The sequence below is a fragment of the Kitasatospora sp. NPDC023118 genome (assembly GCF_055560875.1).
In genome coordinates this window covers 457,634-480,475 of sequence record NZ_JBVHHW010000001.1, presented here as the reverse complement: position 1 = coordinate 480,475, position 22,842 = coordinate 457,634, and the positions used below count along the sequence as shown (strand labels likewise).

The following is a 22,842-nucleotide window of genomic DNA, read 5'->3' as shown; positions in this document are numbered from 1 at the left end:
ATCGGCAACTGCGAGGATTCGGATGGCTTTTGGCTCGCAGCTGCGAGTCCTCACGCGGGGCGCGCCGGAGGAGACGGCTCGGCGCGCCCCACACCCATTGGAGCAACCCGGCCATCGGGTGGACGACTGGTTCCGGGCACCGGTCGCAAGCCCCTTCGCTGGATGATCCGACAAGAAGGTTCACGGTCTCTCGACTGGCATTTACGATGCCTGTGCGGCCTTGATCCTCGCATGTGCGAGAGATGCGGGTGCGACGCACCACCGCGACACCCGGGCGAGAGCGAGCGAGAGATGATCGTCGGAGACCTGCTGCACCTCGACGACCTGTCCATCCGGCTGGCCTGGGGCACCCCCGAGCTGCTCGACCGCCCGGTCACCGGCGTGAGTTCCACCGACCTCCAGGACCCGGCCCGCTATCTCCAGCCCGGCGAGCTGGTGCTCACGGGACTGGTCTGGTGGCAGCCCGCCGACACCTCCGGCGCACTGCGCTTCGCCACGGCCCTGCGCAGCGCGGGCGTGGCGGCGCTGCTGGCCGGCGAGGGCACCCACGGCAGCATCCCGGACAGCCTGGCCGAGGCCTGCCGCACCCACGGCATCCCGCTGCTCGCGGTGCCCGCCGGGGTGAGCTTCCGGGCCGTCACCGACCGGGTCTACCTGCGGCTCTGGGGCGACCTGCGGGCCGGGGCCCAGGACACCGCGGCCATCCCGGAGACCGTCCGGCGCGAGCTGCTCGACCTGGTCCGCGCGGAGGCCGGGCCCGGCGAGGTGCTGGCGCACGCGGTCGGCCGGCTCGGACTGCCGGACTGCTCGCTCACCACCGCCGGCGGCCGCCCCCTCGCCCCCGGTGCCCCGCCCGCCGCGACCCGGGAGAGGGGGTCCGCCGGACGCGGCGAGGCCGGGCTGCCGGTCGGCCCGCAGGACGGCTCCCCCTTCGACGGCTGGCGGCTGCGGGCCCACCCGCGCACCCCGGCCGCCGACCCGGCGCTCCAGGGCCTGGCCGAGCTGCTCGCCCCGCTCGCCGCCCGCGCCCAGGCCGCGGCGGGCGCCCGGCGCCGGGCCGCCGGACGCCTGCTGGACGCACTCGCCGACGACGGCCGGCTCGCCGAGCCGCTGGCGGCCTGCGGGCTGGACGGCACCGGGCCGCTGGTGGCGGTCAGCGCGCGGATCGAGCCCGGCCGGTCGGGCGACGAGGTGCCGGCCGGCTGGGCGGCGCACGCGCTGGCCGAGGCGCTGCACCCGCTCGACGCGCCCTACGCGGCGGGCACCGACCGCACCGGGCTGACCGCCGCGCTGGTGGCCGCGCCCGTGGAGCGGGTCGCCGAGCGGCTGCGCCGGGCCCGCCCCGCGCTCCAGGCCCGGCTGACCGGCCGGCGCACCCTGCGGATCGGGGTCGGCCCGGCGGCCCCGCCCGACCCCGAGTCGCTGCGGGCGGCGCTGGTGCAGGCCCGGTACGTCCTGGCGGGCACGGCCGGTCCGGTCGCCAGCGCGGCCGAACTGGACACGCTGGACGGGCTGCTGCGGGGCATCCCGGCGGAGGTGACGGCCGCCTTCCACGCCCGGCTGCTGGCCCCGCTGACCGCCCACGACGAGGAGAACAGCGTCTCGCTGCTGGGCACCCTGGCGGTGTTCCTGGACCACGACGGCTCCTGGGCACGGACGGCGGAGTCGCTGCACATCCACGTCAACACCGTGCACTACCGGATCCGCCGGATCGAGGAGCTCACCGGCCGCAACCTGGCCCGGCTGCGGGACCGGATCGACCTGCGGGCGGCGCTGCTGTGCGCGCCTCAGGCCGTGCCGAGCTGAAGCGCCTCGCGGATGAAGCCCGTGGCACCCGGGTGGCGTACGGCCGGGCTCCGGTGACGCAGCCTTCGAAGACGACCACCCGCCCGTCCTCGAACGCCTCCGGGTGCTTCCGCGTCCGCTCTCCCGAACCCGTGGGCAGCGGAGCAGCCGTCACCACGCCGAGGATCTCATCGAGCGCCTCTCCCCCTCCTTCGCTTCCGCGTTCGAATCACTCGGCCACGGACGGTGCAGCCCTCGGACCCCGCTCCGGAATCCGGCGGAAAATTCTTCCCGGCGGGTGTCGATCCGGCGCCCGCCCGATCGACGCAGGGGTGAGAGGCGGGGAGAGGCCCCGCCCGCACGACCGAGGAGTCACCATGCCGCGCTTCATGACGCTGATCCGCATCGACGAGAACGCCCGCGGCGGCTGGGAGCCGGACCCGGGCTTCGAGCAGCGGATGGGAGCGCTGTTCGAGGAGATCACCAAGGCCGGGGTGATGCTGGAGACCGCCGGGCTGACCCCGACCGCCGAGGGCACCCGGCTGACCTGGGCCGACGGGAAGATCGGCTACACCGACGGGCCGTTCACCGAGACCAAGGAGGTGGTCGGCGGCTACGCGATCCTCCAGTGCAAGGACAAGGCCGAGGCCCTGGAGTGGACCCGCCGCTTCCTGCGGACCCACCCGGCGAAGTGGACCGTCGAGGCGGAGGTCCGGCAGATCGACGAGATGCCGCAGCCTCCGCAGTGATCGCCGGGGCAGCCGGAACCGCCGTCGCACCTGGAACCGCCGTCGCGGTGTTTGCCTCCCTCTCCGCCGACTGCTCTGATGGGTGGCCGTGACGGAGAGGGAGGCGGCGGCGGCCGTCGAGGCGGTGTTCCGGATCGAGTCCGCGCGGATCATCGCCGGGGTCGCCCGGATCGTACGGGACGTGGGCATCGCCGAGGAGCTGGCGCAGGACGCGCTGGTGGCCGCGCTGGAGCAGTGGCCGCGCGACGGCGTCCCGGACAACCCGGGCGCCTGGCTGACGGCCACCGCCAAGCGGCGGGCGATCGACCTGGTGCGCCGCCGGGAGGTCTACGCCCGCAAGCTCGCCGAGGTGGGGCGGTCGGTGGAGGACGTGCCCCCGCCGGAGCCGGTCGAGCCGGACGACATCGACGACGACCTGCTGCGGCTGATCTTCACCGCCTGCCACCCGGTGCTGTCGGCGCGGGCCCGGATCGCGCTCACCCTGCGGCTGCTCGGCGGGCTGACCACCCCGGAGATCGCCCGCGCCTTCCTGGTGCCCGAGGCGACGGTGGCGCAGCGGATCGTCCGGGCGAAGCGGACGCTGGCGAAGGCGGACGTGCCCTTCGAGGTGCCGTACGGCGACGACCGGGCGCAGCGGCTCTCCTCGGTGCTGGAGGTCATCTACCTGATCTTCAACGAGGGGTACTCGGCCACCGCCGGGGACGACCTGCTGCGCCCGCAGCTGTGCGAGGACGCGCTGCGGCTGGCCCGGGTGCTGGCCGCGCTGATGCCCGCCGAGCCGGAGGCGCACGGGCTGGCCGCGCTGCTGGAGTTCCAGGCCTCGCGGACGGCCACCCGGACCGGGCCGGACGGGCGGCCGGTGCTGCTGGCCGAGCAGAACCGGACCCGCTGGGACGGGCTGCTGATCCGGCGCGGCTTCGACGCGCTCCAGCGGGCGGGCACCGGGCCGTACTCGGTGCAGGCCGCGATCGCCGCCTGCCACGCGAAGGCGCGGCGGTACGAGGACACCGACTGGGCCACGATCGCCGCGCTGTACGGACGGCTGCTCGTGCTGACGCCCTCGCCGGTGGTGGCACTGAACCGGGCGGTGGCCGTCTCGATGGCCCAGGGACCGGCCGCCGCACTGGAGTTGGTGGACGCGCTGGCGGCGGAACCGGCCCTGCGCGACTACCACCTGCTGCCGAGCGTGCGGGGCGATCTGCTGGCCCGGCTGGGGCGGGCGGCGGAGGCCAGGGCGGAGTTCGAGCGGGCGGCGGAACTGACCCGCAACGAGCGGGAGCGGGAGCTGCTGCGGGAGCGGGCGGCCTCGCTGGGGAACTGACGCGCGGGGGAAGTGACGCGTCGAGGAGCCAACTCTCCGGAGAACTAAGGAGTTTCGTCCTGGCGCAGTCGGGCACTGACCGCGCCGAGGCCCTCGGCGAGGACGGCCAGCTGCTCGCGGGTGAGCACGTCGATCAGCAGCTCGCGCACCAGGGCGACGTGCCCGGGGGCGGCCTGGCGGATCATCTCGCGGCCCTGGTCGGTGAGTTCGGCGATGACGCCGCGCACGTCGCTGGGGCAGGAGCGGCGGGCGACCAGGCCCATCCGCTCCAGCTGGGTGACCTGGTAGGTCAGTCCGCTCTTGGAGGTGACCAGCTTGTCGGCCAGCTCGGTCATCCGCAGCGAGTCGCCCGGGGCGGCGGACAGGTGCACCAGGATCTCGTACTGCTGGTGCGAGAGGCCGGAGTCGTCCTTGAGCTGGCGCTCCAGCCGGCGGTTGAGCAGGTTGCTCGCGACGACGAACCCCCGCCAGGCGGCCATCTCGTCCTGGTCGAGCCAGCGGGGTTCGTTCAGTGAGGACATGGGGTCAAGCCTACTCCTGTTGTTCAAATTCGAACGAAGGTGTACCGTCGAATGCAGAGGTTCAAATTTGAACTAGTCCGTCATCCGAGCCCCGATTCCCGGTCCGATCCCGGTCCGATCCCGGCCCGATCCCGAGGAGGACGCCATGAGCGCCGCGGCCCCCGGGCGCATGCCCGCCCTGTACCTCTCGCACGGCGCGCCGCCGCTCGCCGACGACCCGGTCTGGCCGGGCGAGCTGGCCGCCTGGTCGGCCGACCTGCCGCGCCCCGAGGCCGTCCTGATGGTCTCCGCCCACTGGGAGGAGGCCCCGCTGGCCGTCGGCGCCGTCACCACCGTCCCGCTGGTCTACGACTTCTGGGGCTTCCCCGAGCACTACTACCGGGTGCGGTACGCCGCCCCCGGCGCGCCGGAGCTCGCCGAACGCGTGCGCAAGCTGCTGCGCGCCCCCGGCACACCCGTCCAGGACATCCCCGACCGGGGCCTCGACCACGGCGCGTACGTGCCGCTGGTGGAGATGTTCCCGGAGGCCGACATCCCGGTGCTGCAGATCTCCATGCCCACCCTCGACCCCCAGCGCCTGCTGGGGATCGGCCGCCGGCTCGCCCCGCTGCGCGACGAGGGCGTGCTGATCATCGGCAGCGGCTTCTTCACCCACAACCTGCGGGCGCTCAGCAACGACGGCCGGGTCACCTCGGTGATGGCCGAGTTCGACGACTGGGGCAGGCGCGCCCTGGACGCCCACGACCTGGACGCGCTGCTCGACTTCGAGCACAAGGCCCCGGCCGGACGCCTCGCCCACCCGCGCACCGAGCACTTCGCCCCGCTGTTCGTCACCCTCGGCGCCGGCGAGGCCGACCTCGGCAGCCAGCGCAGCGTCATCGACGGGTTCTGGATGGGGCTGGCCAAGCGGTCGGTCCAGCTGGGCTGACCGAGGGCTACAGCGAGCAGCAGGTGAAGCGCTCGCCGATGTGCTCGGGCTGCTCGATCTCGTCCACCAGGGCGACCGCGTAGTCCGGCACCGAGATCCGGCTGCGGCCCTCGGAATCGGTGAGCAGTTGCTCCAGGCCGGTCCGGTAGCGGCCGGTCCGCTCCCCCGGGCCGATCTCGGCGGACGGGCTGAGCACCGTCCAGCGGATGTCGGAGACCGTCCGGTAGTAGTCCAGCGCCGCGCCGTGGGCGTGCATGATCTGCAGGAGCGGCTCCGGCAGGCCCGGGGTGTCCCAGACCCGCACGCCCGGCGCGGTCTCCAGGCCGCCCGCGCCGCCGACCGCGACCAGCCGGGGCGCCCCGTCGCCGAGCGCGCGCAGTCCCTCGACCAGGGAGCGGGCGGCGGGCTCGATCAGCGCCACGTGGCCGGGGCCGTCGCCGCCGCCGACGGCGCTGACCAGGACGTCCTGACCGCCCGCGACCCGGGCCACGTCGGCTGGGTCCAGCACCTCGGCGCGCTCCACGAAGGCGGCTTCGCCCCGGTAGCGGTCCGGGTCGCGGACCACTGCGGTGACCTCGTGTCCACGGGCCGCCGCCTCCGCGACGACGGCGCTGCCGATGCTGCCGTTGGCGCCGATCACGGCGATTCTGGCCATGGGGTACCTGCCTGGTTGCTCGTACCGGGGGGATGACGTCAGACAGGGTCGATTATCGGACCTGCGTCCGGCGGTGGCTCGGGAGCTAGGCCTTTCGTGTGACGGACCGTCTCGTGTGACGGACCGTCTCGTGTGACGGACCGTCGAAGGTGTGACCATGCGCAGCGGCGACACGGCCGCCCGCGTACGTCCTCGTGGAACTGGCGGGCGGCCGTGGGCGAGTGGTCGGCGTAGAGCGCTTGCTCAGGCGCGCGCGGTGGCGACGCGCTCGGCGTGGCTGCGCTCGACGCAGAACTCGTTGCCCTCGGGGTCGGCCATGGTGATCCAGCCTGTGCCGTCCGGGCGGCGGTGGTCCGCCAGCACGGTGGCGCCCAGGGCCACCAGGCGCTCCGCCTCTTCGTCCCGGTTGCGGTCCTGCGGCTGGAGGTCGAGGTGGACCCGGTTCTTCACCGACTTGCCGTCGGCCACCCGGATGAACAGCAGCTGGGCGCCGGCGGACTCCACCACCGTCTCCTCGTCGCCCGGGTTGTCGTCCTCGGCCAGGGTCCCGTCCAGCACCTGCGCCCAGAAGTTCGCGAGGGCGAACGGGTCGGCGCAGTCGATCGTCACGTGTCGTACCAGAGAAGCCATGCGCCTACTCTGTCCTGCCCCGTTCGGACGCGTCCAGCCTATTCCGGGAGTGCCGGTGGCCGTCCAGCGGATACGGCGGGAAGGCCGGGACGATCTCCGCGAGGGCGTAGCCGCTCTTCTCCGCGACCCGGCACGAGGCGTCGTTGCCGCCCTCGTGCAGCAGGTCGATCCGGAGCAGGCCGTCGTCGGCGAAGGTGTCGAAGGCCCAGGCCGTGAGGGCCTCCACCGCGCGCGGGGCCACGCCCCGGCCGCGCGCCGGGGCCGCCGTCCAGTAGCCCACCTCGGCCGACTCCCCGCCCGGGGCGCCGCGCTTGAGCACGACGTTGCCGGCCAGTTCGCCGGCTTCGAGGACGGCGAAGGCGTAGCGGGTGCCGATCGCCCAACCCTCGTACTGCGTGCTCAGCCAGCGCGCGGCCTGCTCGGCGTCGGTCACCGGGTTGCGGATGAAGCGGCGCAGCGTCTCGTCCCGGTAGGCCTCGACCAGGGCCGGCCCGTCGGCGTCCTCGAAGGGGCGCAGCAGCAGGCCGTCGGCTATCGGGTAGTCGGTGACCATCACTTCTCCAGCCCCTCCCAGCCCCAGTGCGGGACCGGGCCGGCCTCGCCGAGGTCGGTACCGGCCGGGGAGGCGGAGACGTCCTCGGCGATCCTGGTGCCCCAGTCGAAGTAGTCGAGCACCCGGCGGCGGAGCACCTCGTCCTCGGGCAGCTCCTCGCGGACGGCCTCGGCCATGATCTCCATCCAGCGCAGCCGCTGCTCCTCGGTGACGGCCAGCCCGAGGTGGGCGCGCAGCAGCGCCTGGTGGCCGCCGAGCCGGTCGGTGAAGGCGGTGGGGCCGCTGAACACCTCGGCCAGCCAGACGGCGACGTGCTCGATGTGGGTGTCGGTGAAGTCGGCGAAGACGGGCGCGAGCAGGGGGTCGGCGAGGACGCCCCGGTAGAAGGTGCGGCTGAGGCGGCGCAGGGCCTCGATGCCGCCGACGGCCTCGTAGAGGGTGTCAGGTCGTCGGTCGCTCATGGCTGTTCTCCCCGTGGATGCGTGTGGCCGCGCGTTGCGACCTTCTTAGCAAGCGGGGGATCCCGGAGCCGTGTCGTGACGGCGCTGTTCGCGCGGGGCTCAGTAAGCGGAAGGCGGGATTTCGGCTTGACCCTGACACTGGCGGCAGGGTCGGAGGGTTGTCCGCATGAGCAACGAGAACACGGTGGAGCAGCGGGTCGTGGTGGTCACCGGGGCCGGGACGGGGATCGGGCGGGAGACGGCGCGGGCCTTCGCGGCCGAGGGGGCGCGGGTGCTGGCGGTCGGGCGCCGGCCCGGGCCGCTGGCGGAGACGGCGGCCGCCTACCCGGGGCTGATCGAGCCGCTGGTCGCGGACGTCACCGGGCCGGACGCGCCGGAGGCGATCGTCGGGGCGGCGCTGGAGAAGTACGGGCGGCTGGACGTGCTGGTCAACAACGCCGGGATCGTACAGAGCGGGCAGGGCCTGGGCAGCTACCACGCGGCGGGCATCGAGGCGTTGCTGGCCGTCAACCTGGTCGCCCCGGTGCTGCTCGGGCAGGCCGCTCTCCCGGCACTGGCCGAGAGCCGGGGCGTGGTGGTCAACGTCAGCACCGCCGTCGGACAGCGCGGCTGGCCGACCAACTCGGTGTACGCGGCGAGCAAGGCCGCGTTGGAGACCGTCACCCGTAGCTGGGCGGTCGAACTGGCCCCGCGCGGCGTCCGCGTGGTGGCGGTGGCGCCCGGGGCGATCGACACCCCGATCAGCGACCACTCCGGGTACGGCCCCGAGCGGCTCGCGGCGATCCGCAGGTGGCAGATCGAGCACACCCCGCTGGGCCGGCTCGGCCGACCGGCGGAGGTGGCCTGGGCGATCACCCGACTCGCCGCGCCGCAGGCCTCGTTCGTGACCGGCGTAGTGTTGTCGGTCGACGGGGGTGCCCTGGTGGGCTAGGCAGTGGGGCGGGTACGGGTGCGGATCGGTGAGCTGGCGCGGCGGACGGGCAGTACCGCCCGGGCACTGCGGCACTACGAGCAGGCCGGGCTGATCGGCTCCGAGCGCGCCGCCAACGGCTACCGGGAGTACGGGGAGTCCACGGTCGTGCGGGTGCGCAACATCCGCGCGCTGGTGGGCGCCGGGCTCACCCTGGAGGACCTCCGGCCGCTGCTGGGCTGCCTGGACGGGGACGTGCTCGCGCGCCCGCCGTCCGAGCGGGTGCTGCGGATCGTCCAGGAGCGGCTGGCGGTGCTGGAGCGCCGGATCGCCGCCCAGACCGAGGCGCGGGACCGGCTGTTGGCGGCGCTGGCGGCCGCCGGGAGTCCTACAGACGGGTGACACCCCCGATCGGGGGTGTGCAGGGGGCGCGCGGGATAGGACAGTGGGCGCATGCAGATTCCACTCTCCGTGATGGACTTCCTCGACCGGGCCGAGCTGGTCTACGGCGACCGGGTCGGCATCGTCGACGAGCCCGTGCAACCGGCCGAGTCCTGGGGCGAACTGAGCTACCGCCGGATCGCCGAGCTCGCCCGGGCCCAGGCGGCCGGGCTGGACCGGCTCGGCGTCGGGCCGGGCGAGCGGGTCGCGATCGTCTCGCACAACTCGGCCCGGCTGCTGACCGCCTTCTTCGGGGTGAGCGGGTACGGCCGGGTGCTGGTGCCGGTGAACTTCCGGCTGAAGGCCGAGGAGGTCGCGTACATCGTCGAGCAGAGCGGCGCCTCCGTGCTGCTGGTCGACCCCGAACTCGCCGACGCGCTGGACGGGGTGGTGGCCAAGCACAAGTTCGTGCTCGGCGCGGACAGCGACGCCGTGCTCTACGACTTCGACAAGGCGCCCCGCCGGTACGCGATGTCCGAGAACGACACCGCCACCATCAACTACACCAGCGGAACCACCGCCCGCCCCAAGGGCGTTCAGCTCACCCACCGCAACATCTGGCTGAACGCGACGCTGATGGGACTGCACTACGGCGCGAACGACCGGGACGTGTACCTGCACACCCTGCCGATGTTCCACGCCAACGGCTGGGGCCTGCCGTTCTCGCTCACCGGGCTCGGCGCCCGGCACATCGTGCTGCGCAAGGTGGACGGCGCGGAGATCCTGCGCCGGGTCGAGCGACACGGGGTGACCTTCCTGTCCGGCGCGCCCGCCGTGGTGCAGATGGTGCTGGACGCGGCCGCCGACTGGCACGGCCCGGTGCCCGGCCGGGACCGGGTGCGGATGATCGTGGCCGGCGCGCCGCCGCCGACCTCGGTGGTGCAGCAGGTCGAGGAGCAGCTGGGCTGGGAGTTCATGCAGCTCTACGGCCTGACCGAGACCGCCCCGATCGTCACGGTCAACCGCTCGCGCGCCGAGTGGGACGCCCTGCCGGCCGCCGAGCGGGCCGAGAAGCTGGTGCGGGCCGGCGCCCCGTCGCTCGGCACCCAGCTGCGGGTAGACCCCTCCGGGGAGGTGCTGGTGCGCTCCAACACCGTGCTGGACGGCTACTGGCAGCAGCCCGAGGCCTCGGCCGAGGCGCTGCGGGACGGCTGGTTCCACACCGGCGACGGCGGCACCCTCACCGACGGCCAACTGACCATCTCCGACCGGAAGAAGGACGTCATCATCAGCGGCGGGGAGAACGTCTCCTCGATCGAGGTGGAGGACTGCCTGTACAGCCATCCGGCGGTCGCCGAGGTGGCGGTGATCGGGGTGCCGCACGAGAAGTGGGGCGAGACGGTCAAGGCGCTGGTGGTGCTCCGGGAGGGCCACGAGGCCGTCACCGAGGCGGAGTTGATCGCGCACTGCAAGCAGCGGCTGGCCGGCTACAAGTCGCCCACCTCGGTGGAGCTCCGGGACGCGCTGCCGCGCACCGCCACCGGGAAGCTGCAGAAGTTCAGGCTGCGCGAGCCGTACTGGACGGGGCGGGAGCGCCAGGTCAACTGAGGTGGGGGCTCAGCCGAGGAGGCCGGACTCCTTCGCGGCGAGGGCGAGTTCGGTCCGGTTGCGGACGCCGAGCTTGTGCATCGCGGCCTTGAGGTAGCCGGTCACGGTGTTGCGGGTCAGACCCAGCCGGGCGGCGATCTCCGGGTTGGTCCGACCGGTCGCCGCCCAGCGCAGCACCTCGTGCTCGCGCGGGGTCAACGGCCGTACAGGGGTGGCCGGTCGGGGGCGTTCCCGGTTCCAGGCGGCCGCCCCGGCGAGCGCCCGGGTGGCGGCCGCCGCCAGCTTGCCGACGGCGGCGATCCGGAGGTCCCCGAACGGGACGACGGTGCGCAGCGAGGCGTACACCACGCCGTGCACGGTGCCGCCGTCCATCAGCGGGACGGTGAGCATCGCGTACAGGTCCTCGGCGGCCACGGCCGCGTCGTAGTGGTGTGAAATGGTCGTCGCCGCACGGTAGTCGGGCACCCAGGTGGGCGCGCGCTCGGCGAGCGCCCGGCCGCCGAGGCCGAGTCCGGCCGGGACGGGCACATCGTGCAGCAGGTCCGCCCGGGTGCCGGCCCAGTGGCGCAGCACCATGCCCTCGCTGCCGGGGCGGCTCCCGGGCAGCGGCTCGGGCACGCCGACCAGGCCGACGTCGGCGCCGCACTCGGCCACCACTCGGCGGGCGAGGTCGCCGAGCACGGCGTCCCGGACCAGCTCGGCGGCGCGCGCGGCGAGTTCGGGGTCGTCGGGTCGCACGGCGCCGTCGGCTTGGCCGGCGCCGTCGACGGGTTGCGCAAGGTGGGGGTCCGCGGCCCTGGTCATCGCGGAATTGTCACACGCGGTGGAGCCGGTGGCGAGAGTCCTGACATGCGTGTTTCGTGGAGTGGCGGACGCCCGCGGCCGGCTGGGCGTAGGGTGCGGCCGTGCGCTACCGGCGGGTAGCAACTGCCTTGACCGGAGGGGAAGCCGATGACCGACCCGAACGCCCCGGGCGACGTCCTGGGCGGGCTGCTGGCGGACCTGCGGGCCGAGAGCGCCGTCCTGGACGCTCTGGTGGCCGACCTGGCGGCCGGGGACTGGGCCCGGCCGACTCCCGCCGAGGGGTGGACGGTCGCGCACCAGATCGCCCACCTGGCGTGGACCGACGACTGGACGGCGCTGGCCGCACGCGACCCGGAGGGCTTCACCGCATCGCTCGGCGGCCACTTCACCGAGCTGCTGGCCGCCGGCGCCGACCCGGTCGAGGAGGGGGCGCGGGCGGGCGCGGCCGCCGAGCCCGCGGAGCTGCTCGCCCGCTGGCGGGCCGGTCGGGAGGAGGTGCTGGCCGCGCTGGCCGCCGCCCCGGCCGACGCCCGGCTGCCCTGGTTCGGCCCGTCGATGAAGCCCGCCTCGATGGCGACCGCCCGGCTGATGGAGACCTGGGCGCACGGCCAGGACGTCGCGGACACGCTCGGCGCGACCCGGGAGCCCACCGACCGACTGCGGCACATCGCTCACCTGGGGCTGCGCACCCTGGGCTTCGCCTTCGCCGTGCACGGCCTGCCCGCGCCGGAGGCCCCGGTCCGGCTCGAACTGACCGCCCCCGACGGCGGCTTGTGGGCCCTCGGCCCGGCCGACGCGCCGGACGTGGTGACCGGCCCGGCCCTGGACTTCTGCCTGCTGGTGACGCAGCGCCGCCACCGCGACGACCTCGCCCTCACCGCCACCGGCCCGGTCGCCACCGCCTGGCTCCCGATCGCCCAGGCCTTCGCCGGCTCCCCCGGCAATGGGCGGCAGCCGGCCTCTGGTGCCTGAACGACCCCGGCCGGGTACGTGCAACGGCCCCGGCCGGGTACGTGCATAGCACCACCCCCGCCGGGGAGGCCCTCGTCGCGGTCGAGGTAGTCCCGCCGTCCAATCCGGGGAACGGCTGGGTGGACAAGCTCCGCGACTACGCGGTGATGGGCGTCCCGCTCTATCTGATCACCGATCCGCGGGAGGGGGCGGTCACGCTGTTCTCCGAACCGAACCGCGACCGCTACCACGTGCGGCACGACCGGAAGTTCGGTGACGGCATGCGCATCCCCGATCCGTTCGGCTTCGACCTGGACCTGAGCGGGCTCGTGCGCTACCCCGACCGAGCGGTCCAAGGGCTCAGAGGCCGATCCGGAGCGGGGTGAGCCGGGTGGCGATCAGGTTGGTGGCGCCCCGGTCGCGCTCGATGTGGCCGTGCACCAGCAGGCCGGCCCGGTCCAGGGCGGTGCGGCGCTGGGACTCCCAGACCGGACGGTTGCAGACCACGTTGATCAGGCCGGTCTCGTCCTCCAGGCTGAGGAAGAGCACCCCGCCGGCCGTCGGCGGCCGCTGCCGGTGGGTGACCAGGCCGCCGACCACCACCGCCGTTCCCGGTGGCACGTCCGGGAGTTGGGCGGCACAGAGCGCGCCGCCGCGTTCCAGGTGGGCGCGCAGGTGCTGGAGCGGGTGGCTGGTGGCGGAGGTGCCGGTGGCCCACAGGTCGGCGATGGTCGCCTCGACCGGGCTCAGCTCGGGCAGCTCCGGCGCCTCGGTGCCGGGCGTGGTTCCGGGGAGCAGTTCGGCCGAGATTCCGGCGAACGCCCCTGCTGCCCACAATGCCTGACGTCTCGTCAGTCCGAAGCAGTCGAAGGCCCCGGCCGTCGCCAGCGCCTCCAGGACGGGCGCGGGCAGGCCGGTGCGGCGGGCGAAGTCCTCCAGGTCCGCGTACGGCTGCCCGGCCGCGATCGCCTCGGCCTGCGGGGTGCCGACGCCACGCACCGTCTCCAGGCCGAGCCGGATGGCCGGCTGCGGGCGGCCGGCGGTCAGCGGCGGTTTGGGCGTCGGGCCCCGGTACGGTTCCAGGGTGGGGCGCGGCCCGCTGGCGTTGACGTCCACTCCGCGCACCCGTACGCCGTGCCGCCGGACGTCCGCGACCAGGCTGAGCGGCGAGTAGAAGCCCATCGGCTGGTTGGCCAGCAGGGCGCAGGTGAAGGCCGCCGGGAAGTGGTACTTGAGCCAGGCGCTGGCGTACACCAGGTAGGCGAAGCTGATCGCGTGGCTCTCCGGGAAGCCGTAGCTGGAGAAGGCCTCGATCTTGCCGTAGACGTCCTCGGCCACCTCGGGCGGGATGCCGCGCTCGGCCATTCCGCCGAGCAGCCGCTCGCGCAACCGGGCGACCCGCTCGTGCGAGCGCTTGGCGCCCATCGCCTGGCGCAGCTGGTCGGCCTCGGCCGGGGTGAACCCGGCGCAGTCGATGGCGAGTTGCATCATCTGCTCCTGGAAAAGCGGCACCCCGAGGGTCTTGCCGAGGGCGTTCTCCATCAGCGGGTGCGGGCAGCCGGGCGGCTCCACCCCGGCGCGGCGGCGCAGGTACGGGTGGACGGAGCCGCCCTGGATCGGGCCGGGGCGGATCAGCGCGACCTCGACCACCAGGTCGTAGAAGTGGTCCGGCTTGAGCCGGGGCAGGGTGGCCATCTGCGCCCGGGACTCGACCTGGAACACGCCCACGGTGTCGGCGCGGCGCAGCATCGCGTACACGCCCTTGTCGTCGTCCGGGATGGTGGCCAAGTCGTAGCGCAGGCCGTGGTGTTCGGCGACCAGGTCGCAGGTGTCGTGCAGTGCGGCGAGCATGCCGAGGCCGAGCAGGTCGATCTTCACCAGCCCGGCGCCGGCGGTGGACTCCTTGTCCCACTGCAGGACGGAACGCCCGGGCATCCGGGCCCACTCGGTCGGGCAGATCTCGCCGATCGGCTCCTTGGTGAGCACCATTCCGCCCGAGTGGATGCCCAGGTGCCTTGGCAGGCCGTGGAGCTGGGTGGCGAGCGAGAGCACGTCGGCGGGGATGGCGGCGTCCGCGCCGGGGGCGGAGCGGAAGTCGGTCTGCCGGCTGAAGGCGTCCACCTGCCCCTGCGGGTAGCCGAGCACCCGGGCGGCGTCACGGATCGCCAGCCGGGGCCGGTAGGTGATCACGTTGGCGACCTGGGCGGCGTGCTCGCGGCCGTAGCGGCGGTAGACGTACTGGATGACCTCCTCGCGGCGGCGGTTCTCGATGTCCAGGTCGATGTCGGGCGGCCCGTCCCGGGCGGTGGAGAGGAAGCGTTCGAACAGCAGCTTGTAGTGGACCGGGTCGACGGCGGTGATCCCGAGGGCGAAGCAGACCGCCGAGTTGGCCGCCGAGCCACGCCCCTGGCACCAGATGTCCTCGCGGCGGCAGAAGTCCACGATGTCGTGCACGATCAGGAAGTAGCCGGCCAGGTCGAGGTCCTCGATCACGTCCAGTTCCTTGGCGAGCTGGCGGCGGGCGGCGGCGTTGCCGGGGCCGAAGCGGGCCGGGCCGCCGGCCGCGACCAGGGCGCGCAGGTGGCTGATCTCGGTCTCGCCCTCGGGGACGGGGTAGCCGGGCAGCTCCGGGTCCAGCTTGGCGAAGTCGAAGGCACAGGCCCGGCCGAGTTCGACGGTGGCCCGCTGCACCCCGGGGAAGCGGGCCAGCCGGGCGGCCATCTCCCGGCCCGAGCGCAGGTGCGCGGTGCCGGCCGCCCGGGTCCAGCCGGCCGCCTCCTGCAGGGTGCGGCGCTCGTGCAGCGCGGCCAGGCTCTGCGCCAGACGGCCCTGGGCGGGGCCGGCGTGGTGGGCGTTGGTGGAGGCGACGACGGGCAGCCGTGCCTCGGCGGCGAGCGCGGCGAGGGCGTCGTTGCGCCGGTCGTCGCCGGGCAGCCACTGGTCGATCAGCTCGACATAGACGTTCTCCCGACCGAACACCTCGGTGAGGGTGCGGAGTTGGTGTTCTGGGTGCTGCATTCCGTTGAACGCGGCCCCGTTGAGTGCGGCCCCGTTGAGTGCGGCCCCGTTGAACGCGGCCCCGTTGAGCGCGGCCCCGTTGAGTGCGGCGGGAACCCGGCCGAGGCGGCAGCCGGTGAGCACCGCCCAGTGGCCGTCGTGCGCCCCGGCCAGCGTCGCGAGGTCGTACGTCGGGCGGCCCTTGGCGCCGCCGGCCAGCTGGGCGGCGGCGATCGCGGCGGAGAGGCGGCGGTAGCCGGCCGGGTCGCGGGCGAGGACCAGCAGGTGTTCGGTGCCGGCGGATTCGTGGCGGATGGTCAGCTCGGCGCCGAACACGGTGGCCACGCCCGTCCCCCGGGCCGCCTCGGCGAGCCGGACAGCGCCGTACAGGCCGTCGTGGTCGGTGATCGCGAGGGTCTCCACACCCAGCCGGGCCGCCTCGGCGACCAGGTCCTCCGGGTCGCTGGCGCCGTCCAGGAAGCTAAAGGCGGAGTGGACGTGCAGTTCGGCCCAGGGTTCGTCGCTGTCGGTCCTTACGGCGGGGGGTTCCTCGGCGGGGAGTTCCTCGGCGGGGAGTTCCTCGGCGGGGCGGCGCAGCGGGACGACCGTACGGTCCGGCGCAGCGCCGGTCAGCCGTCGGTGCAGCTCGCTCCAGGGGAGGGTGGGGTGGCTGGTGAAGCCCATCGGGGGTTGCCTTCGTCGTTCTCGTGCTCGTCCTGCTCCCCCCTGCTCTCGGGTTCCGGGACCGCTAGTCGTAGCCGGCCTCCAGGTACCACGCACCCCCCTCCACGGTGAGCAGCAGCGCCCGGCCGCCGTCCACCACCATCTGGAACCGCGCCCGGCGGCGGGCGAGCGACTGGTCCCACCAGTACTCGACCGCCGGCCAGGGCCCGGTCCAGCCCGCCACCCGCTCCTCCCGGCCCCGGACCACGACCAGGGCCGGCCTGGCCGACACCCCCGCCCGGCCGTCCACCGTGACCGGCTGCCCGGCCTCGTCCAGCACCCGCACCGATGCCGGTTCGCGCAGCACCACGGCCGGCCAGAGGTCCGCCAGCCGTCCCGGCCAGGGCGCGTCGGCCGGGGCCGCCGCCTCGTACGGCTCACCCCACGGCACCTTGACCCGCTGCTCACCCGGGCCACGCCCGCCGGCCGGTTCGATCCGGCGCAGCCCGGCATGCCCGAGCACCGCCTGCACCCGGGCCACCGCGCGCTCCACCCGGTCGTCCGCGACGGCCTGGCCCCACAGGGCGAGCTGGCGGCCCTGGTCCGGGGAGAGGCCGTCGGGGGCCAGGCGGAGCAGGGTGAAGCCCTCATGGCTGCTGCCCGCCCGGCGGTCCGTTCGGCCGCCGGGTTGGCCGCCCGTTCGGCCGTCCTCGAAGGTGCCCGCGCTCTGCCAGGCCTGGAGCTGCCAGCGGACCCGCTCGGCCAGCGCCGTCGCCGACAGCCGGCCCTCGTGCCGCCACAGCCGCGAGGCCGTCCGGCCGTCCGCGCAGGCCACCTCGACGGCCACCCGTCGGCAGGTCAGCCCGGCCCCGGCCAGCCGCTGGTGCAGCCGCTCGGCCAGCGTGCGGGCGACGAACACCAGCGGTTCGGCGAGCGGCTCCGGCGGGTCGAAGCGCTGTTCGACGGAAAGGTCCGGCTCCTCGTCGCGCGGCACCAGCGGGCGCGGCTGCAGGCCGCGGGCCAGCCGGTGCGCGACCGTTCCGGCCGGGCCGAAACGGTCCGCGACCGCCTCTGCGGGCAGCGCGGCGAAGGCTCCGACGGTGGGCAGGCCGAGCCGCCCGAGCAACTCGGCCAGCGCCTCGTCGCCCAGAGCGCCCACCGGGTACGGGGCGAGGAACTCCGCCGTGCGACCTGCGGGCACCAGCACCCCGGCGCGGGCGGCGAGCACGGCGGCGAACAGGCCGTCGGCGACGCCGATCCGGGCGTGGGGGACGGTCTGCGGTTCTGTCGGTTCTGTCGGTTCTGTCGGTTCTGTTGGTTCTGTTGGTTCTGTTGGTCCAGTCGGTTTCGCTGGTTCTGCTGGTTTCGCCGGTTCTGCCGGTTCTGCCGGTTCTGTGGAGGGCTCTGCGGTCGCCTCGGGGAGCGCCACCGCGCCGGGGACGGCGTCCGGGACGGGCGGCCGGCCGAGCGCCTCCGCCACCGCCGCACCGACCTTGGCTGCCAACGCCTCCTCGCCGCCGAAGTAGCGGCCCGGCCCCTTCACCGGAATGGCGCACAGACCCGGGCGGATCACCTCCACCCGGGGCGTGAACGCCTCCACCGCCGCGACCACCGGCTCGAAGCGGCGGGTCTCCGCCTCCGGGTCGCGGTCGCGCAGCTCCAGCTCCGGGCAGAGCCGCTGGGCCAGCTTGAGGCGCTGCCCCTGTCGCACCCCGGCCGCCCGGGCGCCCGCCGAGCAGGCGAGGATCCGCCCGCCCTCGGTCACCGCCACCGGGTCGTCGCCGGTGACGGCCACCACCGGCCAGTCCGGGCACCAGACCACCAGCACCCGGGGGGTTCGGTCACTGTCGGACATCGTCGGCACGTCACACCACCGCCGCCACTGCTTGTGGGCGCTCCGCCTGGACGGGCTGCTCCCGGACCGGGCGCACCGCGCCGTGCTCGTCCGGCAGCCAGAGCCGGGCCGACCGACCGCGCGCCGCCGAACCGCGGCCCTGCGCCACCACCTCCACCTGCCGCCCGGCGAGCTGCCCGTAGCCGTCGCCCAGCCCGAACCAGCGCCCGGACCGCACACCCAGCCGCAGCACCGCCCCCGGCCACGGCCCGGCCACCAGCAGCACGCAGCCACTGCGCCGCAGCACTGCGGCCAGCCGGGCTGCCAGCTTCGGCGGCACCGGGCCGACCGGGCGCAGCATGATCAGCTCCACCGCGCCGGCCAGCACCGACACCACCTCGGGCCAGTGCGCCCCCGGGTCGTCCGCGACCAGCAGGCGGCGCAGGTCCAGCCCGTACCCCTCGGCGGCGGCCAGCCCCAGGTCCGGCAGCCCGACCGCCGCCGCCCAGCCGCCCTCGGTCTCCCGCACCCCGGCGGCCAGCGCCAGCAGCAGCCCGGCGTCCCCGCCCGCCACCGACACCGCCGTCCCCCGCCGCAGCCCGCCGTCCGGCAGCACCTCCCGCAACGCGGGCACCACCGGCACCAGCCCGCGCACCGCCGCCTGCCCGCCCTCGAGGACGACGGCCGACGCCACCGGCCGGAGTGTCACCGGTTTCGCCTTTGCCTCCCCCGGTTTCCCCGGCTGCCCCGGCTGCCCCTGCTGCCCCGCCAGGGCAGCTGGGAGCGCCACCGGCCGGAGCGCGGGGCGTTCGGGCTGCTCGGCGGCAGATTCGAAAACAGATTCGAAAACGGGCACAGCCCCAGGATCGAACATCTGTTCGCAAAGATTCAAGTCCGCCCCATCCACCCCACCCGTCACTCTTGTGATTGGTCGCGACAGCTGTCACTTGGGCGAGGGATCCGTCACTGCTCGGGTGACCCGTCCTGCTGCCCGGTTGAGCCAGGACATGGCGATTGGAACCTGGCCGCGCAGGTTGGAACCGGGCGATGATGGGGATGCCCGAATTTCCCCAGGGCCTGCTCGATTCCCCACTTGGTTGAGCAGTAAACGATGAGGTCGGGGTCGCGCCCCGGACCGCCTTGGCTCAGCCCAGCGCGTCCATCAGGGAGGTGACATAGGCATCCAGCCGCTCCTCCACGACTCGTGTCGTCAGCTCGGTCCGTCCTGCCTCCCGCCACGGCTGCGCCACCCACTGCACTTCCTCCGAGAACGCCAGTGGCTCCCGCACCTGCCAGTACAGCCGCTCGTCCGCGGCCGCGGCCAGCATCCCGCCGGCCTCCTGGTACGCCTCGGTGAAGCGCAGGCCCCACGCCGGGCCGTGCAGCAGCGCGAGATTCGTGGAGCAGTGCGCCACGTCGAGGTCCGCCGGGCCCCAGGAGGCCGCCGCCCAGTCGACGACGCCGGTGATCCGGGCACCGGCGGCACCGGCCGGGTCCTCGGGCGGCAGGTCAAACAGCACGTTGCCGGGCTGGAAGTCCCGGTGCAGGAACCGCCCTTCGTAGCGCGGCGCGGGCCTGCGGATCACGTCGATCGCGGCGGCCCAGACCGCGGCGTCGGCGCCCTCGGGGGTCACGACCGTGTCGGCGGTCGTCAGCGCCACGTACTCCCGGGGCCGGACGGCCGGCCGCACCGCGTGGACCGCCACGAGTTGACGGGCCAGCAGGGGCAGGCGCGTCTCCAGCCCCTCGTCGTCGAGGACCGTCCGGCCCGGCAGGTGGGTCATGAGGAGCGAGGGGTACTCGCAGTGCGCGGCGGTCGGATCGACGGCGACGAGTCCGGGAGCCGGCACGCCGGTGCCGGTGAGCGTGGTCAGGGCGTCGGCCTCCCTGTGCAGGAGGTCCTCGGCCGGCCCCTGCCGGGTCGGGTCGACGAAGGAGCGCAGCACCAGGTGCCGGGTGCCTCCGTCCCGCGTGCCGATGGTCAGCCTCCGCATGTCGGCGGTGGCGCCGCCGTGCAGCGCCTCGGCTCCGACGATCCGCTCGCCGGCCTCCAGGTGCCGGCTCACCCAGGCCAGTGTCAACGGTCGGACAGTCGCCGCCTCATGATGATTGGTCACCGTGCCACCTCATCATCCGGACGGCGGCACGCGCGAGCCCTTACGGGCCTGTCCGCAAGTCAGCGTGCAGGTGGTGGGTGGGGAAGTTGGGCGAGCAGGCCTGTCCGCACCCATAGCGAGGGGTGGGGAATTTCAAAGAGCCCTATCAGCGACCCTTCTCGCTGAACCTTGAGTGACCCGGTCGCCCCTGCGGGATTTGGGCGCCGCTGGCCTGGAACCAGTCAAAAGCCGAGGATGTCAGCGCAGGAGCTACGGTCTCGGTCCATGGGTTTCTCCGGAACTTTCATCGTGGCGCGGGCCGAGCAACCAGTGACCGAGCTGCCAGCAATGCAAGCGGCCGACGCCACGCCGTGGTGGTCGGCCAGGGATGATGCCTGGCAGGTCCTGCAGCTATCTCCAGGCGTTGATCTGGATGATTCGGTCATGATCGAGACGGGAGCCCCGGTCCTCGTCATGCATGTTCACGACAGCGACTTCGTCGGCGTGCGAGCCGCCAGCCCCGGCGGTCTGATCTGGCACTGCGCACTGTCCCCGCAGATGGCACGGGACTACGACGTCCCCGAGCAGTGGATCGGCAACCCCGACGAGGTCACCCGCCAGGCCGTGGCCTGGGCAGAGGAAGCCGGCCTTCAGCCTGACCAAGTGGCGGTGAGAGCCACCCTTGAGGCGGAATGTGACCCACTCGCCGAGGACTTGGTGCTCGACCTGGTCCATGCCCTGGGGTTCAGGTTCGGTGCCGGCGATCGTCGTGGACCGTCTGGACCAGACGAATGGCGGCGTCCCGGTGGAGGTGGAGCCCGAGGGGACTTGCCAGGTCATGTAGTTCCGTGAGCCAGTGATCGGGGAGTTGTTGGGGGACATGGCGGGGCTCGTAGTCGCCGGTGCGATTGGGCTCTTTGGGGTATGCGCCGATGCGGCCTTACTCGCTGGTGGCAAGGGAGCCCCGCACGCCGGCACCGAACCCGGCGTCCCAGATCGCGCGACAGACGCTACGCGACGATGCCGCCACCGCGCGGGCCGCCAACCAGAGGTCACCCAACGAGCCAACGCACACCCCTGCGCACTTCAGCACGAGCGGCCCAGAATCCCCGTGGCTCTGTCGGGCGGGCCCGCTAGGGTCTGGTGGGTCGGGGGGCAGAACCGTGAAGGGTGGGGCACATGGGGTGTGTGCGGGTGGCCGGGGTTCCGGGCGGGGTGGTGCATGAGGGCAGCCGGGAGTTCCTGGTGCGGGAGGGGCTGCCGACGGCCGGGGCGTTCCTGGACTTCGGGGTGCTCGACGACGGGTCGCTGAAGGCCTTCCCGGGTGGGGCGGAGCGGCTGTTCGTGCTCGGCGAGACGGACTACTGCACGCCGTTCGCCGCGGTCGGCAACCTGGTGCTGCTGGACGGGACCACCGGTGAGGTGTTCCTCGGCGACGGCGGGCCTCAGCGCGATCCGCTGGCCTCCGACCTGACCGCGCTGGCCGCCCTGGTGCGGGAGGTGGACGCGGTGGGCGAGGCCGCCCGGCGGCCCGAGTCGCTGGACGGACGGCGCGGACCGGCGGCGGTGGCCGAGGTGATGGCGGAGGCCGAGCGGCGGATGCGGGAGATCGACCCCGCGCTGTTCGAGCGGAGCGCCGCACCGGCGCACTGGGGGACGGCGCTGCTGGTCCGGGCACTGGGCTGGGGTGCGCTGCCGGGCGGACCGGACGGGCCCGCGTACGAGGTCGGCGGGGAGTTGGTGGCCGAGCTCGCGGCGCTGACGGACGAGGACGGCGGGGCCGGCCTGGTGCACCGCTTCCGACCGGAGGGGCTGCCCGCCGCCCTGGTGCACGAGCCGACCCGGCGGCTGCTGACCGAGGTCGGGCTGCCGCTGGGCGGGGCGATGTTCGGGGTCTGCGAGGAGCCGCTGGTCACCATGGCGGAGGCGTACCCCGAGTACTTCGACGGCGAGGAGGAACGCCCGTACCAGCGGGACTACCTCGCGCTCGGGGACTGGCCGACCGACCTCACGATCGCCCTGGACGGCGCCACCGGCCGGCTCGAACTACCCGACTGGTACGACGACGGCCAACCCGAGGCCTACCTGAACCGCGACCTGTCCGCCCTGCTCTACGCGCTGTGGACGTACGAGCGACTGCGCGCCGAGTGGGAGCGCTGGGACCACGGCCGGGGCCGGGAGACCTGGGCGGTGTTCGACCCGCAGTCGCTGCTGAGCACCGTGGTGGACCGGCTGGTGGAGGCCGTCGACCCGGAGGCCTTCGCCTCGCCGGGCCGCTCCTGGCGGCTGCTCGCGGAGGATGGGCACATGGGCGGGCTGCTGGGGTGAGCGGGGGCGGGGGCTGCTGCGGTGAGCGGGGGCGGGGGCTGCTGCGGTGGTCCCCGACCTGCGGTCCGCTCGGGTGATCCGGGCCGGGCCGGGGCCGTCCGCGCCGGTACGCTGCCTCGGTGACGAACATCCGTACGGCGGCCAGGCGAAGACGGGCGCTGCTCCTCGGCATCGGTGCCGTCCTCTCCCTCACCTCCGCCGGTGCGCTGTACGGCCTGCTGTACGTCCGGTCGCTGGATTACGGTGAGCGCTGCGAGCACGGCCTGGTGCGGGGTGGCGGACGACTGCTGGAGACGGGTGCGTCCTGGCTGCCGCCGGACGCGTGGTGCCGGTTCGAGGACCGGAGCCTGTCCGCCACTCCGTTCTGGGCGCTGCTGCTGTTCTACGGGCTGCTGACCGTGGTCGTCTGGTCGGTCAGCTCGCTGGTGCGCGCCCTTCGGCCGCGCCCGAACCCGGGGCTGGACTGGCAGCCGGGACACGGCGCTCCGCGCTGGTAGCCGCACGCCCCGGTACCGGCGCTGGCACGGGCGCACGCGCAGGCGCGGGCGCGGGCGCAGGCAGCAGGGTCGGACGGCGGGTGCGCAGTGGGGACAGGTAGACCGGCAGGAAGGCCGTCGCGAGGACGGCCCCGCCTAGCCAGAGCGTGGTCCGTAGGCCGAGGAGTTCA

At 74.1% G+C, this 22,842-nt stretch carries 22 protein-coding genes; 12 read left to right on the top strand and 10 right to left on the bottom strand.

All coding sequences use genetic code 11. The annotated features are described in order from the left end of the window. Window positions 1-291 precede the first annotated feature (291 nt). From ACZ3UD_RS02195 to ACZ3UD_RS02185, 3 genes are all read left to right on the top strand, one after another. Window positions 292-1,806, top strand: coding sequence for a PucR family transcriptional regulator (locus ACZ3UD_RS02195; RefSeq protein ID WP_465581294.1), 1,515 nt, complete (start codon window positions 292-294; stop codon window positions 1,804-1,806). A gap of 356 nt (window positions 1,807-2,162) precedes the next feature. Beyond that, window positions 2,163-2,534 carry a YciI family protein gene (locus ACZ3UD_RS02190; RefSeq protein WP_465581292.1) on the top strand — a complete coding sequence of 124 codons (372 nt, stop codon included), beginning with the start codon at window positions 2,163-2,165 and terminating at the stop codon, window positions 2,532-2,534. Between the two features lie 88 nt (window positions 2,535-2,622). Beyond that, window positions 2,623-3,855: an RNA polymerase sigma factor gene (locus tag ACZ3UD_RS02185; RefSeq protein ID WP_465581289.1), complete on the top strand. Its 1,233-nt coding sequence runs from the start codon at window positions 2,623-2,625 to the stop codon at window positions 3,853-3,855. 44 nt (window positions 3,856-3,899) lie between these two features. Here ACZ3UD_RS02185 and ACZ3UD_RS02180 read toward each other — a convergent pair whose 3' ends face one another. Continuing rightward, entirely contained in the window at window positions 3,900-4,367 is a 468-nt protein-coding gene (locus ACZ3UD_RS02180) for a MarR family winged helix-turn-helix transcriptional regulator (RefSeq protein WP_380611815.1), read from the bottom strand. A 154-nt stretch (window positions 4,368-4,521) separates the two neighbouring features. Here ACZ3UD_RS02180 and ACZ3UD_RS02175 point away from each other — a divergent pair, with 154 nt between their 5' ends. Next, window positions 4,522-5,304 (top strand): dioxygenase family protein, encoded by a 783-nt coding sequence (locus ACZ3UD_RS02175; RefSeq protein WP_465581287.1) that lies wholly within the window; start codon window positions 4,522-4,524, stop codon window positions 5,302-5,304. Between the two features lie 7 nt (window positions 5,305-5,311). Here the strand turns inward: ACZ3UD_RS02175 and ACZ3UD_RS02170 are convergent, their stop codons facing one another. From ACZ3UD_RS02170 to ACZ3UD_RS02155, 4 genes are all read right to left on the bottom strand, one after another. Further along, on the bottom strand, window positions 5,312-5,959 hold the full coding sequence (locus ACZ3UD_RS02170) for an NAD(P)-dependent oxidoreductase (RefSeq protein ID WP_465581284.1): 648 nt from the start codon (window positions 5,957-5,959) through the stop codon (window positions 5,312-5,314). Window positions 5,960-6,202: 243 nt separating this feature from the next. Then, window positions 6,203-6,589 (bottom strand): VOC family protein, encoded by a 387-nt coding sequence (locus ACZ3UD_RS02165; protein WP_465581281.1) that lies wholly within the window; start codon window positions 6,587-6,589, stop codon window positions 6,203-6,205. A 4-nt stretch (window positions 6,590-6,593) separates the two neighbouring features. Beyond that, a complete protein-coding gene (locus ACZ3UD_RS02160; RefSeq protein ID WP_465581279.1) occupies window positions 6,594-7,142 on the bottom strand; it encodes a GNAT family N-acetyltransferase in 549 nt (182 codons plus the stop codon). After that, a complete protein-coding gene (locus tag ACZ3UD_RS02155) occupies window positions 7,142-7,603 on the bottom strand; it encodes a group II truncated hemoglobin (protein ID WP_465581277.1) in 462 nt (153 codons plus the stop codon). The genes ACZ3UD_RS02160 and ACZ3UD_RS02155 overlap by 1 nt, the downstream gene beginning before the upstream one ends. 166 nt (window positions 7,604-7,769) lie before the next feature. On the opposite strand from ACZ3UD_RS02155, the gene ACZ3UD_RS02150 reads away from it, so the two are divergent. From ACZ3UD_RS02150 to ACZ3UD_RS02140, 3 genes are read left to right on the top strand one after another with little or no spacing between them, the layout of a single operon-like run. Beyond that, a complete protein-coding gene (locus tag ACZ3UD_RS02150) occupies window positions 7,770-8,534 on the top strand; it encodes an SDR family NAD(P)-dependent oxidoreductase (protein WP_465581275.1) in 765 nt (254 codons plus the stop codon). 18 nt (window positions 8,535-8,552) lie between these two features. Next, the gene (locus ACZ3UD_RS02145) at window positions 8,553-8,915 is read left to right on the top strand and encodes a MerR family transcriptional regulator (RefSeq protein WP_465581273.1); all 363 of its coding nucleotides are present in this window, start codon (window positions 8,553-8,555) and stop codon (window positions 8,913-8,915) included. 51 nt (window positions 8,916-8,966) lie between these two features. Further along, entirely contained in the window at window positions 8,967-10,502 is a 1,536-nt protein-coding gene (locus tag ACZ3UD_RS02140; protein ID WP_465581271.1) for an AMP-binding protein, read from the top strand. 9 nt (window positions 10,503-10,511) lie between these two features. On the opposite strand, the gene ACZ3UD_RS02135 is transcribed toward ACZ3UD_RS02140, so the two are convergent. Continuing rightward, the gene (locus tag ACZ3UD_RS02135) at window positions 10,512-11,306 is read right to left on the bottom strand and encodes a helix-turn-helix transcriptional regulator (protein WP_465581269.1); all 795 of its coding nucleotides are present in this window, start codon (window positions 11,304-11,306) and stop codon (window positions 10,512-10,514) included. A 147-nt stretch (window positions 11,307-11,453) separates the two neighbouring features. Between ACZ3UD_RS02135 and ACZ3UD_RS02130 the strand changes: the two genes are divergently transcribed. Both ACZ3UD_RS02130 and ACZ3UD_RS02125 read left to right on the top strand, forming a co-directional pair. Next, window positions 11,454-12,278: a TIGR03084 family metal-binding protein gene (locus tag ACZ3UD_RS02130; RefSeq protein WP_465581267.1), complete on the top strand. Its 825-nt coding sequence runs from the start codon at window positions 11,454-11,456 to the stop codon at window positions 12,276-12,278. Between the two features lie 119 nt (window positions 12,279-12,397). Beyond that, window positions 12,398-12,643, top strand: a complete 246-nt coding sequence (locus ACZ3UD_RS02125; RefSeq protein WP_465581265.1) for a Uma2 family endonuclease — start codon at window positions 12,398-12,400, stop codon at window positions 12,641-12,643. On the opposite strand, the gene ACZ3UD_RS02120 is transcribed toward ACZ3UD_RS02125, so the two are convergent. The 4 genes from ACZ3UD_RS02120 to ACZ3UD_RS02105 all read right to left on the bottom strand — a co-directional run bounded on the left by ACZ3UD_RS02120 (window position 12,618) and on the right by ACZ3UD_RS02105 (window position 19,817). Continuing rightward, window positions 12,618-15,938 carry an error-prone DNA polymerase gene (locus ACZ3UD_RS02120; protein ID WP_465581263.1) on the bottom strand — a complete coding sequence of 1,107 codons (3,321 nt, stop codon included), beginning with the start codon at window positions 15,936-15,938 and terminating at the stop codon, window positions 12,618-12,620. The genes ACZ3UD_RS02125 and ACZ3UD_RS02120 overlap by 26 nt on opposite strands. A 64-nt stretch (window positions 15,939-16,002) precedes the next feature. Next, a complete protein-coding gene (locus tag ACZ3UD_RS02115; RefSeq protein WP_465581261.1) occupies window positions 16,003-17,772 on the bottom strand; it encodes a DNA polymerase Y family protein in 1,770 nt (589 codons plus the stop codon). A 10-nt stretch (window positions 17,773-17,782) separates the two neighbouring features. Then, window positions 17,783-18,445 carry a hypothetical protein gene (locus ACZ3UD_RS02110; RefSeq protein WP_465581259.1) on the bottom strand — a complete coding sequence of 221 codons (663 nt, stop codon included), beginning with the start codon at window positions 18,443-18,445 and terminating at the stop codon, window positions 17,783-17,785. A 451-nt stretch (window positions 18,446-18,896) separates the two neighbouring features. Then, complete coding sequence (locus tag ACZ3UD_RS02105) at window positions 18,897-19,817, bottom strand: phosphotransferase family protein (RefSeq protein ID WP_465581256.1); 921 nt, start codon at window positions 19,815-19,817, stop codon at window positions 18,897-18,899. Between the two features lie 315 nt (window positions 19,818-20,132). Between ACZ3UD_RS02105 and ACZ3UD_RS02100 the strand changes: the two genes are divergently transcribed. The 3 genes from ACZ3UD_RS02100 to ACZ3UD_RS02090 all read left to right on the top strand — a co-directional run bounded on the left by ACZ3UD_RS02100 (window position 20,133) and on the right by ACZ3UD_RS02090 (window position 22,672). Next, entirely contained in the window at window positions 20,133-20,699 is a 567-nt protein-coding gene (locus ACZ3UD_RS02100; RefSeq protein WP_465581254.1) for a hypothetical protein, read from the top strand. 327 nt (window positions 20,700-21,026) lie between these two features. Further along, window positions 21,027-22,175, top strand: a complete 1,149-nt coding sequence (locus tag ACZ3UD_RS02095) for an SUKH-4 family immunity protein (RefSeq protein WP_465581252.1) — start codon at window positions 21,027-21,029, stop codon at window positions 22,173-22,175. 119 nt (window positions 22,176-22,294) lie between these two features. Further along, complete coding sequence (locus tag ACZ3UD_RS02090; protein ID WP_465581250.1) at window positions 22,295-22,672, top strand: hypothetical protein; 378 nt, start codon at window positions 22,295-22,297, stop codon at window positions 22,670-22,672. The last annotated feature ends 170 nt before the right edge of the window (window positions 22,673-22,842 follow it).

What these genes read in the sequence shown, in the direction of transcription:
- ACZ3UD_RS02135 (WP_465581269.1), bottom strand. Translation starts at nt 11,306, where the DNA reads ATGACCAGGGCCGCGGACCCCCACCTTGCGCAACCCGTCGACGGCGCC.
- ACZ3UD_RS02130 (WP_465581267.1), top strand. Translation starts at nt 11,454, where the DNA reads ATGACCGACCCGAACGCCCCGGGCGACGTCCTGGGCGGGCTGCTGGCG.
- ACZ3UD_RS02190 (WP_465581292.1), top strand. Translation starts at nt 2,163, where the DNA reads ATGCCGCGCTTCATGACGCTGATCCGCATCGACGAGAACGCCCGCGGC.
- ACZ3UD_RS02140 (WP_465581271.1), top strand. Translation starts at nt 8,967, where the DNA reads ATGCAGATTCCACTCTCCGTGATGGACTTCCTCGACCGGGCCGAGCTG.
- ACZ3UD_RS02155 (WP_465581277.1), bottom strand. Translation starts at nt 7,603, where the DNA reads ATGAGCGACCGACGACCTGACACCCTCTACGAGGCCGTCGGCGGCATC.
- ACZ3UD_RS02100 (WP_465581254.1), top strand. Translation starts at nt 20,133, where the DNA reads ATGGGTTTCTCCGGAACTTTCATCGTGGCGCGGGCCGAGCAACCAGTG.
- ACZ3UD_RS02175 (WP_465581287.1), top strand. Translation starts at nt 4,522, where the DNA reads ATGAGCGCCGCGGCCCCCGGGCGCATGCCCGCCCTGTACCTCTCGCAC.
- ACZ3UD_RS02170 (WP_465581284.1), bottom strand. Translation starts at nt 5,959, where the DNA reads ATGGCCAGAATCGCCGTGATCGGCGCCAACGGCAGCATCGGCAGCGCC.
- ACZ3UD_RS02150 (WP_465581275.1), top strand. Translation starts at nt 7,770, where the DNA reads ATGAGCAACGAGAACACGGTGGAGCAGCGGGTCGTGGTGGTCACCGGG.
- ACZ3UD_RS02195 (WP_465581294.1), top strand. Translation starts at nt 292, where the DNA reads ATGATCGTCGGAGACCTGCTGCACCTCGACGACCTGTCCATCCGGCTG.
- ACZ3UD_RS02115 (WP_465581261.1), bottom strand. Translation starts at nt 17,772, where the DNA reads ATGTCCGACAGTGACCGAACCCCCCGGGTGCTGGTGGTCTGGTGCCCG.
- ACZ3UD_RS02160 (WP_465581279.1), bottom strand. Translation starts at nt 7,142, where the DNA reads ATGGTCACCGACTACCCGATAGCCGACGGCCTGCTGCTGCGCCCCTTC.
- ACZ3UD_RS02095 (WP_465581252.1), top strand. Translation starts at nt 21,027, where the DNA reads ATGGGGTGTGTGCGGGTGGCCGGGGTTCCGGGCGGGGTGGTGCATGAG.
- ACZ3UD_RS02120 (WP_465581263.1), bottom strand. Translation starts at nt 15,938, where the DNA reads ATGGGCTTCACCAGCCACCCCACCCTCCCCTGGAGCGAGCTGCACCGA.
- ACZ3UD_RS02165 (WP_465581281.1), bottom strand. Translation starts at nt 6,589, where the DNA reads ATGGCTTCTCTGGTACGACACGTGACGATCGACTGCGCCGACCCGTTC.